Origin of the sequence: Microbacterium sp. 70-16 (assembly GCF_001898315.1) — a bacterium.
Classification (GTDB): domain Bacteria; phylum Actinomycetota; class Actinomycetes; order Actinomycetales; family Microbacteriaceae; genus Microbacterium.
This window is the reverse complement of the sequence record NZ_MKTQ01000026.1, coordinates 1-15,761: the sequence shown is the minus strand read 5'-3', so window position 1 is coordinate 15,761 and position 15,761 is coordinate 1. Positions and strand designations below refer to the sequence as shown.

Genomic DNA, 15,761 nt, shown 5'->3' with positions numbered 1-15,761 from the left:
TCAGTTAGTTCTGGTGGTCCTGCGGGTGCTCAGTAGCATTCACTACCCGCGTAATTCCGCGGCGCGAGTGCTCGTTAACGCTAGTTCGTCACGGTCGTTTTCGCGGAGTTCCCGGCACATTCCCGGCACAGATGGCGCCGCCTTGTTTGGAGTCAGTCTCGCGCGTGGGCTCCCTCGGCGGATGCGCCTTCAACCGAGCGCGCCGCGCCGTTGCGCCATGGATGGTCTCCGAGGCCTCCGGCACACGCTGGCCCAGCCTAGGGTTTTGCGACTTCGAATGCGATGGCAGTCCATGACACGGCCGGTAGCGTGACAGTGAGCAGCGCTCCGTTGACCGTGGCGGAGGAGTTGGCCTTGGGTCGCACACGCTCCCGATCTTCCAGTACGTTCTTTGCGTTGATGTCGGGGTCGTGAAGGCTGTGGGATTCCAGGATGCGAACTTCGCGCAGCATCTCAATTCCGGCCTCTACATCAATCGATTCGGACTGGTGCCGGTTCACGAGGAAGAGCGCGCCTGTGCCGGTCTCCTCGTCGAAGGTTGCGACGCCATCCACAAGCGGCACGGTGCCGTACGCAGCGGTCTCGTACGTGGGCGACTCGATCGCCACGCGCAGCGCCTGCCCGCGGGCGAGGCGTGAGGTCAGGGCGAAGGGGTAAAAGGTCGTCTGCCGCCATGCCGGCCCGCCTGGTTCGGTCATGATCGGCGCGATCACGTTGACAAGCTGAGCGAGCGAAGCGGAGGCGACCCGGTCGGAGTGCTTGATCAGGGAGATCATGAGGCTGCCGAACACGACGGCATCGGCGACGGAGTACGCATCCTCCAGCAGGCGTGGGGCCACGGGCCATTCATCGATGCCGGTGATCTTGTCGACGTTCTCGAACCGGCTGTTGTACCAGATGTTCCACTCGTCGAACGAGATGTCGATTTTCCGGGCAGACTTGCGCGCGGCGCCGACGTGATCGGCGGTAGCGACGACCGCATCGATGAAACCGTCCATGTCGACCGCCGAAGCGAGGAAGCTCCCCACATCGTCGCCCGTCTGCTCGTAGTAGGCGTGGCATGAGATCAGGTCGACGTCGTCGTATGTGTGCTGGAGCACGGTGCGCTCCCATTCCCCGAAGGTCGGCATGTGTGCGCTCGAGGAGCCGCACACCACAAGCTGGATGCGAGGATCGAGCTGCCGCATAGCCTTGGCCGTGCGTGCGGCGATGCGCCCGTAGTCATCGGCCGAACGGTGCCCGATCTGCCATGGGCCATCCATTTCGTTCCCCAGGCACCACATGCGCACATCGAACGGCTCTTCGCGTCCATTCGTCACCCGCTGATCGCTGAGCGCCGTGCCCTCGCGGATGTTGGCGTACTCGAGCAGGTCCAGCGCCTCCTGTGTGCCCCGCGTGCCGAGGTTCACGGCGAGCATCAGCTCGCTGCCGACCTTCTCCAGCCACGAGGCGAATTCGTGAAGGCCGACCTCGTTTGTCTCCGTCGAGTGCCACGCGAGGTCAAGCCTGCGCGGGCGGTTTTCGCGGGGGCCGACGGAGTCCTCCCAGCGGAAGCCAGATACGAAGTTGCCACCGGGATACCGGATGGCATCCACACCGAGCTCCTTGACCAGTTCGATCACGTCGGAGCGGAAGCCGTCCGCGTCGGCCGCGGGGTGCTGCGGCTCGTAGATGCCGTCGTAGACGTGGCGCCCGAGGTGCTCGACGAATCCCCCGAACAGCTTGCGGCGCACCGGGCCGATCACGGAGTGAGGGTTGATGCTGAGGTGTGCGGACGGCATACGGTCGCTTTCTCTGGTGATGATCGGCTGTGTCATTTGAGCCCCGTTGAGGCGACACTCGCCACGAATCGGCGCTGAAGGAAGAGGAACAGGATGGCCAGGGGGAGCAGCGCGATAAGTGAGCCCGCCATCATTACCCCGAATGGGATGATGCCTCCCGGCCCGGTGAGCGCGGTCAGTCCTGACGTGATGGTGCCCATTTCAGGATCCGTCGTCATCACCAGCGGCCACAGGAGGTCGTTCCAGTTGTTGACGAAGTTGTACACGCCCAGCGTGACGAGCGCCGGTACGGCGTTGGGCAGCACGATGCTGCGGAAGATCCGCACCTCGGAAGCGCCGTCGACGCGCGCCGCGCTGTCGAGATCGCGCGGCAGCGACAGGAAGAACTGCCGTAGGAAGAAGATGCCGAAGGCGTCCGCGGCGCGCGGAGCGATCAGCCCGGCGTAGGAGTTGATCCAACCGAGGTCTGCGACGAGTTGGTACACCGGGATCAGCGTCGCCTGGAACGGGATCATCAGGCTGCCGATTAGCGCGATCAACAGGATGCGGCTCCCACGGAAGTCGATGCGCGCCAGCACATACGCGGCCAGCGCGTCGAATGTCAGTGAGAGCAGTGTCACACCGCCGGCGAAGACGAAGCTGTTGACGATGAGCCGCGCGAACGGCAGATCGGTGAAGATGCGCTCGAAGTTCGCCAGCGTCCACGCCTCGGGCAGCAGCGTGGGCGGGAAGGCATTGACCTCCGCGGTCGGCTTGAACGCTGTGAAGATAACGATCGCAATGGGAAGGAGTGTGATCAGAGTCGCAGCCAGCGCGATGAGGAACAGCAGCGCCGGCGCGATCCTTCGGCTGAGTGCCGACGTGCCGGAAGCGAGGGTGGTAGTGCTCATACGGCAGCCTCCGCCTTCCTGCTGCTCAGCCAGAACTGCACAAGTCCGAGGATGAGCGTGGCGACCAGCAGCACGTACGACAGTGCCGAGGCGAAGCCGAGGTCGAGGTCCTTGAAGCCGGACTGGTAGATCTGCATGACCACCGTCTGGGTGCTGCGGTAGGGTCCGCCGCCGGTGAGCACGTAGATCTGGTCGAACGCCTGCAGGGCGGCAATCGTGGCGATCACCACGACGAAGCCGGTCGTGTTGCCGAGCAGAGGGAGTGTGATGTGGCGGAAGCGACCCCACGCCCCGGCGCCGTCCATCCGAGAAGCTTCGTAGAGGGAGGGCGGGATGTCCTGCAGTCCGGCGAGGAACACGATCATGTAGAACGGGAAGGTCTTCCAGACGGCGATCATCGCTACCGCCGGCATGGCGAGGGCGGGATCCTGGAACACGTTGCCGATCTGAAGCCCGAACCCCCGCATCCAGTAGTTGAGAAGACCAATCTGCGGGTCCAGCAGGTACTGCCAGGCGAACGCGGCGACGGCGAGCGACACGATGAACGGCAGGAAGAGCCAGGTGCGGAACATGCCGCGAAGCGGGAGACGAGGATCGTTCAGCAGAAGGGCGAGTCCGAGCGCGGTGACGACGACTGCGGGAGTGAACAGAGCCGCGTAGAGGAGCGTGTTCACCATCGACCGCAGCACCTGAGCATCGGTGAACACCGTGACGTAATTGTCGAGGCCGATGAACTCCGGCGTCCGGAAGCCGTTGGCGTTCGTAAACGACATGAGGAACGCGCTGATCATCGGCCAGAACACGAAAGCGGCCAGCACCGTCGCTGCGGGCAGCAGGAACACAAGGATCGTGAGGCGCCGCCTCATGTTCGCGGTCAGGGGGCCTCGACCACCCATCCGCGCCGGCGGACGGTAAGGGGTGCGCCGAGGGGCGGCGGTCGTCGTCATCAATCCTCCAACTACAACGTTGTACTGCCACGGTAGGAACCATTGCCGTTCGGTGTCAAGTCGTGACTTGACAGCGCCGCCGCGCTCCCCCACCATGAGATTGCAACGTTTACCTACATCGTTGTATAGACGACCCGACAACGCGTCGACATTGATGTCGAAAGGAATCTCCGCTGATGAGAAAGACCCTCGCTTACGCCGCGCTGGGCACGGCAGCAGTCATCACGCTCGCAGGATGCACTGCACAGGGCGCGCCCGAGAGCACTGACGGCCAGAAGATCGAGATCGATTTCTGGCACGGCTACACCGAGGCCGACGGCAAGGTGCTCGACAGCCTCGTTGAGGAATTCAACGCCTCCCAGGACGACATCGAGATCACCTCCGCGACCAAGCCGTGGGGCACCATTCTCGACACCGTGCTCCCCGCCCTCACCTCCAAGACGGGACCGCAGCTGCTTGCGCTTCCGCCTGAGAACATTCCGGTGTATGCCTCGCAGGGCGCGCTCCAGCCGCTCGACGACTGGTACAACGCTGACGATAGCGGCGCCGCGGTGCTCAACGAGCAGGCCGTTGCGACGGGCGTTGTCAGCGGCGAGCGCTTCGGCGCGCCGCTGAGCTTCACCCCGCTGGCGATGTTCTATAACAAGGCCCTCTTCAACTCCGCAGGCGTGGAGGTTCCGACCACATGGGAGGAATGGGTCACGGCCGCTAAGGCGCTCACTGTCGACGAGGACGGCGACGGAACACCCGAGCAGTACGGTCTCGCCCTCGCCGATCATGCGACTGTCGGAAACGGTGTGTGGGTGTCGCTGTTCAAGAGCGGCGGCGGAGATGTCGTCACCACGGACGGTGAAGCGGTCATCGACTCGCCCGAGAACGCGGCGACCCTCAGCTTCTGGAGCGATGCCGTTCAGGACGACAAGATCTCGCCCGCCGGCCTATCCGGGGTCGATACAGACGGCCTGTTCAGCGCTGGCAAGGCCGCGATGACCCTTGCCGGGCCCTGGATGGCGAGTGTCTCCGAAGGCGCGGGCATCGACTACGGCATCGCCGCTCTTCCTGCCGGGCCGGCTGGTATCCACGCCTCGGCCCTCGCGGTCGACCTCACGGTCACATCGCAGGCGAGCACTGAGGAGCGCGACGCCATCGGCACGTTCCTGACCTGGTTCTACCAGAAGGACAACATGGTGACCTGGTCGCTGGCGTCGGGCTGGCCCCCTCTCACTACCGAGGTCGCCGCGGCCGACGTCTCGGAGAACGCGGTCGTCGCCGCCCTGACGGAGCAGTCGCAATACGGCGTGGCACTCCTGCCGGGAGTCATCCCGTCTACCGACGTGCTGGCTGAGCTCGACACCGCCACTCAGAAGGCCCTCGCCGGTGGAAACCCGGCCGAGCTGCTGACGACCGCCCAGTCTGCCATGTCGGCGATCCTGGCAGAGTAATACCAATCAGTACTGGTGCGGGGGTGCTCGAGCAGATCGGGCACCCCCGCATCGCAACAAAGGAAGAGATTGATGTCGGCCACCCCCTGGTACCGAGACGGCCAGTTGCACTTCGCCCTCGGGGTTGAAGACACATTCATCCCGCAAGCTGCGCCCGGGCGGCGCGCGCTCGACGAGTATGACCTCATGCAGCACTACCGCTTTTGGGAGCGCGACCTGAACCTGTGCGAGGACTCCGGTGCCACGCTGCTGCGCTGGGGCATCCCCTGGTACCGGGTCAATCCCGAGAAGGGGCAATGGGACTGGTCGTGGCTCGACCGGATCATCGACTGGTTCGATGAGCACCGGATCGATCTGGTCGCCGACCTCATCCACTACGGCACCCCGCTCTGGCTGAAAGACGAATTCGTCTCCCGCGATTACCCTGAGCGGGTCGCCGAGTACGCGGCCACCGTCGCCGAGCGTTACCGGGGGCGCATCCGCCACTACACACCGGCCAATGAGCCGTTGCTCAACGTGATGTACTGCGGGGAGTTCGGCCATTGGCCGCCCTACCTCACCGGCGACAAGGGGTTCACGTCAGTCCTGAAGGGCATCTCCCAAGGCATCGTGCATACCCAACGCGCGATCGCCGAGATGGATCCGGCGGCCGACTTCGTTCACGTCGAGGCCTCGTTCCGCTTCGACGGCGACCTCGACGCCCACGCCGAAACCATCGAGCATCTGCGCCACCGCGCGTACGTCGTGCAGGACCTCGTCACGGGCCGCGTGGATGACGATCATCCCCTCGTTCCCTACCTGCGCGCGAACGGCTTCACCGACGACGACTTCGCGTGGGCCCGTGCGAACACTGCACAGCCGGATGTGGTCGGCGTGAACTACTACCCGCAGCACTCCACCGAGCTCTTCGAGAAAGGTGTCGTCCTCGGCGGCGGCCCGGGCTCGTTACGGCCTCGCCGCAACGCGGGCACTGCCGGCCTCAAGGACGTGCTCACGACCTTCGCCGATCGATACGACAAACCCGTCTTCCTCACCGAGACGGGCTACACCGGCACTGTGCAGGAGCGTATCGATTGGCTGCATGCGTCGGTCGGCGCCGTGGATGAGCTGCGCGCCGACGGCGTGGATGTCGTCGGGTACACGTGGTGGTGCATTACCGACATGTTCGAGTGGACATACCGGCACTCCGACGGCCCCGCGATGGACCACCTGCTCAGGATGGGTCTATGGGCGCTCGAGGAGGATGCAGACGGCGTGCTCCAACGGGTGCACACCCCGGTCGCCGACGTCTTCCGTGATGTCGCGACCCGCCGGCTCGGTTGATCGGCCGGCTCCGGCTCATGCGGATTCGCGCCGCAGCACCTCGAAGTCCACGAGGACCTCGCGCGGTTCGTCAATCGGCGCCCGGCGAGCGATGCGCTCAACGAGCAGATCGACCGCCTGGCGTGCAATCTCGGCTCGACCCGGGTCAACCGTGGTGAGGCTCGGCATCGCGTACTGACCCTCGTCGATATTGTCGAAGCCGATGACCGCCACCTCTTCCGGGATCCTCATCCGCTCCTGGTGAAGAACCCGCAGCACGCCGAGAGCGAGGGCATCGTTCATCGCGAAGACTCCATCGAACTCCACGCCAGATGCCAGCAGCCGCTTGACCGCTTCGGCTCCCTCGGCCTGGTGCCACAATCCCGCGCTCTCAATCAGAGCTGGATCAAAGGTGAGACCCGCCTCGTCCAGTGCAGCGCGATAGCCCATCAGTCGCAGCGCGGCCGAACCCATCACCTCGCCGGGATGCGCTCCGACCAGAGCCACCCGGCGACGGCCAGATTCGACGAGCACCCGCGTCGCGGCTCTAGCCGCCTCGACGTTACGCATAGTCACGTGGTCGACCGGACCACCGAAGATCCGCTCACCGAGAAGGACGAGCGGATATGACACCCGCAGACGGTCAGCGTCTCCCTGCTCCATCCCGAGCGGGCTGAAGATGAGCCCATCAGCCATCCGGGTTCGCGAGCTCGTGAGCACGGCGAGCTCGCGCAAGCGATCGCCACCGGTCTGCTCGATCTGGACGACGAGACCGTGATGATCCGCTCGCGCGATGACGGCATCCGCCAGTTGGGCAAAGTAGCTGAGGCTCAGCTCGGGAAGCACCAAACCGATGACCCCGCTACGTCCGGAGCGGAGATTGCGGGCGGAGAGGTTCGGGCGATAGTCGAGTTCGGCAATAGCATCCTGCACCCGCTGCCGAGTCTCGGGGCGAACGCTCGGGTAGTCGTTGACGACATTCGAGACGGTCTTAATTGAGACGCCCGCCAGCTTGGCCACGTCGTGCAAGGTCGCCGGCATCCTCATCCCCTCGCTCGTCCACCTGGGGCCAGTGGACCCAGTGCAATCCACGTTACAACGTTGTGTACGGTTGGCAGCTCGCCACGCGAAGAGGGCGACGCCCGATCAAATGATGTCCTCGCCCAGGCTCGGTTACCCGGCGATATGCGCGCCTCGCACCGGCACTCACGCGCCTCAGTGGCTCCCGCCGAAGAGGGAGTCGAGCCGCTCCGCCCCGCGGCGCGCGGCGTCGGAACGCGCTCGACTGTATCGCTCGGTCATCTGCAATGTTGAGTGACCCATGATCGCCTGCACATCGTTCGCAGCGGCTCCGCCGTCGAAGAGCAATGTGGCGAGCGTGTGACGCAGGTCGTGCAACCGGTAGTCGTCCCGGTCCAGTTGGACGCGGAGTGCATCCCACTTCACAGCTCTGCGGACGTTGGATCCATTGATCCGGCCACCCTTCGGTCCGGTGAATACCAGCGCGGATCTCGACTTCCCTTCCATCGCCTCCCGTAGGTGCGGAACCAACGCCGCCGCGATAGGAACGTCCCGCTCCTTGTGGCTCTTGGGTGTGTACTCCCGGGTGCGACCTTCAAGGTCAGTAGTGCCCCATAAGGTGGTGTAGCCCGCGGTGGCCGGCTCGTCGCAAGACGTGAGCGCGGTCACCGTGTGATCCTTCGAGAAGTCTCTTACCTCCACTCGAAGGCATCATCACGATGACCGCACTTCATATTGTCGACCCTGCGAGCGTGCTTGCTGAAGCATTGACCGACGCGTCGCCCGATTTGATGCGCGGTCTGTTGCAGACCACGATCAACGCGCTCCTGTCCGCTGACGCGGACGCCGTCATCGGCGCGGAGTGGGGCAAGCCCAGCCCCGACCGCACCGCGCAACGCAATGGCTACCGCCACCGTGACCTCGACACCCGCGTCGGGACGATCGACGTCGCGATCCCGAAGCTCCGTCAGGGGACGTACTTCCCGGAGTGGCTCCTCGAGCGCCGGAAACGGGCCGAGACCGCGTTGATCACTGTCGTTGCGGACTGCTACCTCGCCGGCGTCTCCACCCGCCGGATGGACAAGCTCGTCAAGGCCCTCGGAATCCACTCCCTCTCGAAATCGCAGGTGTCTCGGATGGCCGCGGACCTCGACGAACACGTCGACCAGTTCCGGCACCGCCCTCTCGAAGATGCCGGCCCGTTCACTTTCGTCGCCGCCGACGCCCTCACCATGAAGGTCCGTGAGGGCGGCCGGGTGATCAACGCGGTCGTGCTCGTCGCGACCGGCGTCAACGCTGACGGACACCGCGAAGTCCTCGGCCTCCGCGTCGCGACCAGCGAGACCGGGGCCGCGTGGAACTCGTTCTTCGCCGACCTCGTCGCCCGCGGACTCGGTGGGGTCCGCCTCGTCACCAGCGACGCCCACGCCGGGCTCGTGGACGCGATCGCAGCGAACCTGCCCGGCGCGGTCTGGCAGCGCTGCAGAACCCACTACGCAGCGAACCTGATGAGCGTCTGCCCGAAGAGCATGTGGCCGGCGGTGAAGGCGATGCTGCACTCCGTCTACGACCAACCCGACGCCGACGCGGTCAACGCCCAGTTCGACCGGCTCCTGGACTACGTCGAGGAAAAGCTCCCCGACGCGTTCACGCACCTCGACAACGCGCGGGCGGACATCCTCGCGTTCACCGGGTTCCCCGACGGGCTCTGGCAGCAGATCTGGTCCAACAACCCCAACGAGCGTCTCAACAGGGAGATCCGCCGCCGCACAGACTCCGTCGGCATCTTCCCCAACCGCGACGCGATCATCCGCCTCGTCGGCGCCGTCCTCGCCGAGCAAACCGATGAATGGGTCGAGGGCCGCCGCTACCTCGGCCTCGAGATCCTCGCCAAGTCCCGCCTCACCCTCGTCGCCGACACCGGAAGCGAGGTGAACACCGAACCGGTCCTCGAGCTCAGCGCCTAAACAACAACAGCAGAAGGATCACCGACCACTACACCACGTGCTGGGGCTTGACCCCACAGACCGCGGCGCGGGACGGCCGCCTGGGGCTCCAGACAATCTTCGCTCAGCAAAGCGAGCAGGAAGGATGTCTCGCAATCCGCGCTCCGCACCGCCGTCGGAGACACTCCGACAGGCTCTCATGCGCTCGCCAAATGGCTCGGCCTGACGGATCCTAGCTTCGAGGATCCCGCGCTCGACTGTGCGAACTCCCGTCTTATGTCACCCGTCGATCGCAACCCGACTGCAATAGGAAGGCATCCCGCTGATCGCGGAGCGGAGGATCGGCGCCGGGGATGGTGACCGTCATCGCTGCTGCGGCGAGCGCGCGCCGCAGGACGAGGCCCAATCGGTCGTCGGTCAGGGCGCCCTGACTGGCGAGGTCGTCCACAAGGCTGGCCATGAAGGCATCGCCCGCGCCGATGGTATCGGCGACATCGACGACGAACGCCGGCATGACGATATCCCGCTGCATTGTCCGGGCTCGCACGCCGCGCTCGCCCCGGGTTACGAGGACCACGAGTGCGCCCAGCTCGCTGATGCGACGCACGACCTCGTCCTCGTCGGTCCCGGGATAGAGCCACGCGGCATCTTCGTCGCTCAGCTTCACCAGGTGCGCGCTGCGGACGGCGCGTTCGAACCGGGCGACGACCTGAGCTCTGTCGGGAGTGATAGCGGGCCGGACATTCGGATCCACGGTGACGAGCGCGCCGTCGCGCGCCGCGTCCTCGAGGAGCGCGAGCACCGCATCCGCACCCGGCTCGAGGAACAGTCCGATCGAGCCAGCGTGCACGACGCGGCGGATGCCGAGGGGCCCGAAGGCCGGCTCCCATCCGATGTCGAAGAGATACCGTGCGCTGCCCTTGTCGTCGATCACGGCGACGGCGGTTGCGGTCGCGGCGGCTCGGACGGAGTGCGGCCCCAGGCGCGCACCGGATGACGAGACGTGTGAGGCGATACGGCCTCCGTACGCGTCGGCGCCGATCGCCGTCCACAGCTCCACGTCGGCACCGAGACGCGCGGCGCCGATCGCGACGTTGGCGGGACTTCCTCCGACGTGCTCGGTGCGCTCCCCTTCGCGCTCGACGACATCGATGAGCGCCTCGCCGATGATCAGGACCGCTGCGTCTGTGTCGCTCACACGTCCGCCAGCATCGTCAGCTGCGTCTCGGGCTGCTCGATGAGCCCCGCGATACGGTCATTGAACGCCGCGGTCCAGGGGGAGGCGAGATGAGCGTCGAACGCCCCCTGGTCGCGGTAGATCTCGAACACGAAGTAGGAGCGCGGATCGTCCTTCTCGACGAATACTGAGAACTCGATGTTGCCGGGCTCTGTGCGCACGTCTTCGGCGAGAGAGTGAATCAGTGCGTGGACGTGCTCCGCCTGGGCCGGCAGGGCACGGAATTCGGCGTACAGAATGATCCGCATCGATGCGCTCAGCTTTCTCTCGGGGGGATCTCTCCCGATCCGCGCTCGATGAGCTGGGTCGGGATCGTGAAGGTGCGCGCCGGGTCTTCGTCGCCGTCGATGCGCGAGAAGATGCGTTCGGCGGCAACCAGCCCGAGGCGCTCGGGGTTCTGAGCGACGACCGTCACGCCCGGCTCGAGTAGGTCAGCGAGTGGGAAGTCATCGAAGCCGATCAGCGCGACATCGCGATGCAGGCCGAGCGTGCGTAGCGCCCGCACGGCACCGATGGTGACGAGGTTCTGGCTCGTGAAGATCGCGGTCGGACGGGCCGGCCCGGACAACAGTGCACCAACCGCGGCCTCGGCCTGCTCGATGGTGTGCTGGTCCGGCACCACCGGCACGTCGCCTGCGGGGATGCCCGCGCGCGCGAGCTCCTCCGAGAACCCACGGAGGCGCTCGCGCGCGGTCTGGATGTCGGAGCGATCGCCGATGTAGGCGACGCGGCGGTGGCCGCGATTCAGCAGGTGACGCGTCGCGAGCGCCGCACCGGAGGCGTTCTCCGACACGACCGCGTCAGCGCTCACACCCACGGGCTCACGGTCGATGAACACCACCGGAGTGCCGCGGGCGACCTCGGGGGCGAGATAGGCGTGATCCGGGGATGCCGTGGTCAGAATCAGCCCGTCCACGCGACGTCGGAGGAACGCCGTGATGACCGCCTGCTCCTTGCGAGGGTCGTCTTCGATACTGGCGGCGAAGACGGTCGTTCCGCGCTCCCACGCTGTGCTCTCGATCGCCCGGTGGATCGCGCCAGCGAACGGGTTCGCGACGCTCCCCAGGGCGAGCCCGATCGACATCGTCCGACCGTTCGCGCGCTTGAGGTTGCCTGCATTGAGATCGGCCTGGTAGTTGAGCTCGGCGATCGCCCAGCTCACTCTGGCCGCCGTCTCCTCCGAGACGTTCGGCTCGCCGTTGACGACACGCGACACCGTCTTCAGGCCCACACCGGCGAGCGCGGCGACGTGCTTCATCGTCGGCCGTGGTCTGCTGCCGCGCGATGACTCGTCGCGGGGGGTGATCGGTGGCACGCGACCTCCTCAGGGTCTTGGTCGTTCCGGCGCCGACGGAGTTCGCGTCGGCGCCGGAACGGGTTTTGCACTCAGGCGTCGAGCAGCAAAGTGAGCGCCTGGGCCAAGTCAGCCCGCATCTGCGCGGAGCGATTCTCCAGGATCCCACCGTGGCCGATGCCCGGGTAGGTCAGCAGCGCACCGCGGTCGGCGCCGAGCCGCCCGAACGCTGCTCGCGCACCGGCGATCGGCACCATCCGATCGTCGTGCCCGTGCAGCCAGATCACGGGGAGCGAGCCGAGCGGTGTCGCGTCCATCGCTTGAGCAGTCGCGCGCTCAATGGCGCGTTTGGCGCTCTTCGGCAACGGGGCCGCGACGCGATAGGGATCCGTCTCGATGACGTGCTGCAGCTCCGGGTCAGCCGTCATCTCCTCGAGCGTCATCTCGACCGGCTCCAGGCTCAGGTGCTCGACCGGGATCGCCGCGGCCGCATGGAGCACCAGCGCGTCGATCGCCCGATCAGCGCGCTGCGCGTATCGCGCCGACGTCAGACCGCCCATCGAGTGACCCAGCAGCACCACCGGAAGTCCGGGGTGCTGTGCGCGCTGGTCTTCGATGAGTAGCGCGAGCGCGTCGACCCACTCGTCGAGATCGTCGACCTCGAGGCGCTCCCCGCTCGACCGCCCGTGCCCGGGGAAGTCGAGGCCCGCCACGGTGGCGACGAGCGTCTCGTTGGCCCACCGTGCGGTGCGCGTCCAATAGCCGGAATGCTCCCCGCCGCCGTGCGCGATGACCAGGACAATCTCAGGGTCAGTGACCGGCCACTCTCGAATAAAGATGGTTCCGTCTGCGAGGTCGCGATGCACCTCGGCGATCTCCGCCGTGGCGCTCACTTGAGGAACTCTGCGACGTTCGCGGCGGTCACCTTGACCGGCGGAACCAGGATCGAGGCCTCCACGTCCTTGCCGTCGAGGGAGTCGAGGATCGCCTGCAGGCCCATGCGTCCCATTTCGGCAGGCTGCTGCGCGGCCGTGCCGTAGTAGGTGCCGGCCTCGATCGCCTCGAACTCGGCGTCAGAGCCGTCGACACCGGTGACGAGAACGGAGCCGTCGTCCACCCCGGCAGTGCGCAGTGCTTGCATGCCTCCGAGCGCGTACACGGATACGGTTCCCATGATCGCGTTGATCTCCGGGTGTGCGCGCAGGACGGTCTCGACGTTCGACTGAGCCTCGGCCTGCGAGACTCCGCCATCGACGACCTGCACGAGGGTGGCTCCAGCCGCCTCGATCGCCGCCTTGGCTCCCTCGGTGCGGTCATCCACGGATTTGTATCCGAGCGTGTTGTTGATGATGATCGCGTTGACGTCCTTCCCGTCCAGGCCCTCGACGAGCAGGTCTATCGCGTCGGAGCCGGCCTGAACGTTGTCCGTCTGGATCTCTGCGATCGAGCCGCCCCAATCCGCGATCGCCGAGTCGAGCTCCACGACGGGGATGCCCTTGTCGACGGCACGCTGGAGCGCCTGCTGGTTGGAGGCGCTGATGGGTGCCGTGATCAAACCGTCGACGCCGAGCGTGATGAGGCTGTCGACGTTGTTGTTGAAGGTTTCGTTGTCCGTGCCCACCGGCGCGGAGCGTTCGATGATCTCCACGCCCGCGGCGGCACCGGCCTCCTTGATGGCATCCGCCATCGTCTGGAAGAACGGGTTCGACGCGTCGGAGAGCACGACACCGATCGTTAGGCCTCCGGAGGCATCCCCACTCGGCGACGCGCCTCCCGATCCCGCGCATCCGCTCAGCGCGAGCACGCCCGCCACCGTGACGGCAAGCAGCGACTTCGTTGTCTTCTTCATGATTGTGTCTGCCTTTCTCACACTCGATGCGGAGCGCCCGTGGCTCCGACGATCATCGAGACGATCTCTTGCTCGTTCTCCGGCGAGGCGATGACCTCGCCGACCTTGTGGCCCTGGCGCAGCACGATGGCCCGGTCTGCGAGCTCCGTCGCCTGCTGCATGTTGTGGGTGATGAGAATCACCGAGATGCCTTTCGCGGGGAGTGACTTGATGATCTCCACAACCGAGCGGGTCTCACGGACCCCGAGCGCCGCAGTGGGCTCGTCGAGGATGATGATGTTGCGCGCGAACTGCTCGGCTCGGGCGACCGCGATCGCCTGACGCTGACCACCCGACATCAATCCAACCGGCATCGACGGATCCTTGATGCCGACGGCCATTTCGCTCAGGCGTGCCGCAGTGCGGCGACGCATCTCCTTAAATCCCACCGGGGCGAGAACGCCCATCCATTTCGGGCCGTACGGCTCGCGCCCGACGAAGAAGTTCTCGGCGGCGGTGAGGTTGTCGAACAGCGCCAGATCCTGGTACACGGTCTCGATGCCCGCGGCGCGGGCATCCTGCGGTCGCTGGAACTGCGTCTGCACGCCGCTGACGGAGATCGTGCCGGCATCGGGCTTGTGCAATCCGCTGAGGATGCGAACCAGAGTGGACTTACCCGCGCCGTTGTCACCGAGGAGCGCGAGCACCTCACCGCGGTGCAGCGTGAGGTCGATGCGCGACAGCGCAGTCACGGGTCCGAAAAACTTCGAGACGCCCTCGAGTTCGAGGACCACTTCGTCCGTGGCGTGGGAGATCTTCTCGATGGCCATGGTCACAGTCCTTCTGCTCGTCGGGCGCGACTACGCCGCACGGCGGATTCGGTGTAGGAGCGCAAACCGTCGAGGCCGACCGCGAGTACAAGGACGGCACCAATCACGATCGCGAGCCAGTTGGAGTCGAGAGCGCTGAGGTTCAGGCCGTTGCGGATGCCGACGACGATCAGGGCGCCGACGACGACATTCCAGATCGTCCCGCGGCCGCCGAAGAAGCTGCCGCCGCCGATCACGACCGCAGCGATGGTGAGCAGCTCCATGCCCTTGCCGAGGTTGGCGTCGGCGCCCGCGATGCGTCCGGAGAGGACGACTGCGGCGACGCCTGCGAGGACGCCACTCAGGATAAAGACGGACATCCGGACCGCTCCGACGGGGATCCCCGCACGGACCGCGCCCTCGGGGTTGCCGCCCACAGCGTAGATCCATCGACCCCACCGTGAGTAATACAGCAGCAGTCCGACGAGCGCGGTCACAATGATCGCAACGACGATGGGCATCGGCACGGCGAGTCCGAAGAAGTTCATCTGACCGCTGCCGAGGAAGAGGATGACATCGCTCTGCCCGATCTTCGGCGTGCCTTTGGTCATGAGCAGACTGAGTCCGCCCACCGCATAGAGCGTGCCCAGCGTAACGATGAAGGGGTTGGCGATCTTCACCTTCACGATGACGATCGCGTTGACGAGGCCCCAGAACGCGCCCATAGCGACGACCACCAACAGCGCGGCCCACCCGGGCAGAGAGAACTGCTGCCAGATGAACCAGCCCGCTACCGACGCGAAGCCGACGATCGCGCCGACCGAGAGGTCGATGCCCTGCGTGATGACCACGAGAAGCTGGCCGAGCCCCACCAGCAGGATCGGCGTCGTCTGCACCGCGAGGTCGACCAGATTGCCCGGGCTCAGGAATACCGGGTTCACGATGGCGAAGATGGCGAGCATCAGCACGAGCACGAGCACCGGTCCGAGACGGATGATGCGAAGCGCCACATCGAGCAGACGATCAGCCGTCGACTTCGCCTTCGTCTGCCGGAGATTCACCCCCGGCAGTGTCGGCGGCGCTGGCTCTTCGGCCAGACGGGAAGTCTGTGACATCGTTCCTCCTCATCGAGTTCGTTCATTGCGACTGGACTGACCCCGTTTTGTAGGTCCAGTCGTTGTGTGAGTCGTCCTGTCGCCCGAGGGTTCGGGCAGGGAGACTGGTCAGATTATGACGAACAGCAGGAAGCGTCACACCCCGGAGCA

The 15,761-nt window shown here is 65.8% G+C and carries 15 protein-coding genes; 3 read left to right on the top strand and 12 right to left on the bottom strand.

Annotated elements, in window-relative coordinates; translation table 11 throughout:
• Positions 1-257 precede the first annotated feature (257 nt).
• Genes BGO46_RS10930 through BGO46_RS10920 form a run of 3 tightly spaced genes read right to left on the bottom strand, consistent with a single transcriptional unit; the run spans position 258 to position 3,537 of the window.
• A complete protein-coding gene (locus BGO46_RS10930) occupies positions 258-1,781 on the bottom strand; it encodes an alpha-N-arabinofuranosidase (RefSeq protein WP_292674252.1) in 1,524 nt (507 codons plus the stop codon).
• Between the two features lie 32 nt (positions 1,782-1,813).
• Positions 1,814-2,671 (bottom strand): carbohydrate ABC transporter permease, encoded by an 858-nt coding sequence (locus BGO46_RS10925; protein ID WP_292674074.1) that lies wholly within the window; start codon positions 2,669-2,671, stop codon positions 1,814-1,816.
• On the bottom strand, positions 2,668-3,537 hold the full coding sequence (locus tag BGO46_RS10920; protein WP_292674076.1) for a sugar ABC transporter permease: 870 nt from the start codon (positions 3,535-3,537) through the stop codon (positions 2,668-2,670). Before BGO46_RS10920 ends, BGO46_RS10925 begins: the two co-directional genes overlap by 4 nt.
• Before the next feature lie 257 nt (positions 3,538-3,794).
• On the opposite strand from BGO46_RS10920, the gene BGO46_RS10915 reads away from it, so the two are divergent.
• Both BGO46_RS10915 and BGO46_RS10910 read left to right on the top strand, forming a co-directional pair.
• Complete coding sequence (locus BGO46_RS10915) at positions 3,795-5,060, top strand: ABC transporter substrate-binding protein (protein ID WP_292674079.1); 1,266 nt, start codon at positions 3,795-3,797, stop codon at positions 5,058-5,060.
• A gap of 186 nt (positions 5,061-5,246) precedes the next feature.
• Positions 5,247-6,383 (top strand): family 1 glycosylhydrolase, encoded by a 1,137-nt coding sequence (locus BGO46_RS10910; RefSeq protein ID WP_292674082.1) that lies wholly within the window; start codon positions 5,247-5,249, stop codon positions 6,381-6,383.
• A 15-nt stretch (positions 6,384-6,398) separates the two neighbouring features.
• Here BGO46_RS10910 and BGO46_RS10905 read toward each other — a convergent pair whose 3' ends face one another.
• Both BGO46_RS10905 and BGO46_RS10900 read right to left on the bottom strand, forming a co-directional pair.
• Positions 6,399-7,403, bottom strand: coding sequence for a LacI family DNA-binding transcriptional regulator (locus BGO46_RS10905; protein ID WP_292674084.1), 1,005 nt, complete (start codon positions 7,401-7,403; stop codon positions 6,399-6,401).
• Between the two features lie 174 nt (positions 7,404-7,577).
• Entirely contained in the window at positions 7,578-8,051 is a 474-nt protein-coding gene (locus BGO46_RS10900; RefSeq protein ID WP_292674086.1) for a tyrosine-type recombinase/integrase, read from the bottom strand.
• Positions 8,052-8,101: 50 nt separating this feature from the next.
• Here BGO46_RS10900 and BGO46_RS10895 point away from each other — a divergent pair, with 50 nt between their 5' ends.
• Complete coding sequence (locus BGO46_RS10895; protein ID WP_292674088.1) at positions 8,102-9,349, top strand: IS256 family transposase; 1,248 nt, start codon at positions 8,102-8,104, stop codon at positions 9,347-9,349.
• A gap of 253 nt (positions 9,350-9,602) precedes the next feature.
• On the opposite strand, the gene BGO46_RS10890 is transcribed toward BGO46_RS10895, so the two are convergent.
• The 7 genes from BGO46_RS10890 to BGO46_RS10860 all read right to left on the bottom strand — a co-directional run bounded on the left by BGO46_RS10890 (position 9,603) and on the right by BGO46_RS10860 (position 15,557).
• Positions 9,603-10,526, bottom strand: a complete 924-nt coding sequence (locus BGO46_RS10890; RefSeq protein ID WP_292674092.1) for a PfkB family carbohydrate kinase — start codon at positions 10,524-10,526, stop codon at positions 9,603-9,605.
• Entirely contained in the window at positions 10,523-10,813 is a 291-nt protein-coding gene (locus BGO46_RS10885; protein WP_292674095.1) for a putative quinol monooxygenase, read from the bottom strand. Before BGO46_RS10885 ends, BGO46_RS10890 begins: the two co-directional genes overlap by 4 nt.
• Positions 10,814-10,821: 8 nt before the next feature.
• Entirely contained in the window at positions 10,822-11,880 is a 1,059-nt protein-coding gene (locus BGO46_RS10880; RefSeq protein ID WP_366246827.1) for a LacI family DNA-binding transcriptional regulator, read from the bottom strand.
• Positions 11,881-11,951: 71 nt separating this feature from the next.
• Entirely contained in the window at positions 11,952-12,752 is an 801-nt protein-coding gene (locus tag BGO46_RS10875) for an alpha/beta fold hydrolase (protein ID WP_292674098.1), read from the bottom strand.
• Positions 12,749-13,708, bottom strand: a complete 960-nt coding sequence (locus tag BGO46_RS10870; RefSeq protein WP_292674101.1) for a sugar ABC transporter substrate-binding protein — start codon at positions 13,706-13,708, stop codon at positions 12,749-12,751. The genes BGO46_RS10875 and BGO46_RS10870 overlap by 4 nt, the downstream gene beginning before the upstream one ends.
• Positions 13,709-13,725: 17 nt before the next feature.
• A complete protein-coding gene (locus BGO46_RS10865) occupies positions 13,726-14,517 on the bottom strand; it encodes an ATP-binding cassette domain-containing protein (RefSeq protein WP_292674104.1) in 792 nt (263 codons plus the stop codon).
• A 2-nt stretch (positions 14,518-14,519) separates the two neighbouring features.
• Positions 14,520-15,557, bottom strand: coding sequence for an ABC transporter permease (locus BGO46_RS10860; protein ID WP_292674106.1), 1,038 nt, complete (start codon positions 15,555-15,557; stop codon positions 14,520-14,522).
• Positions 15,558-15,761 lie beyond the last annotated feature (204 nt).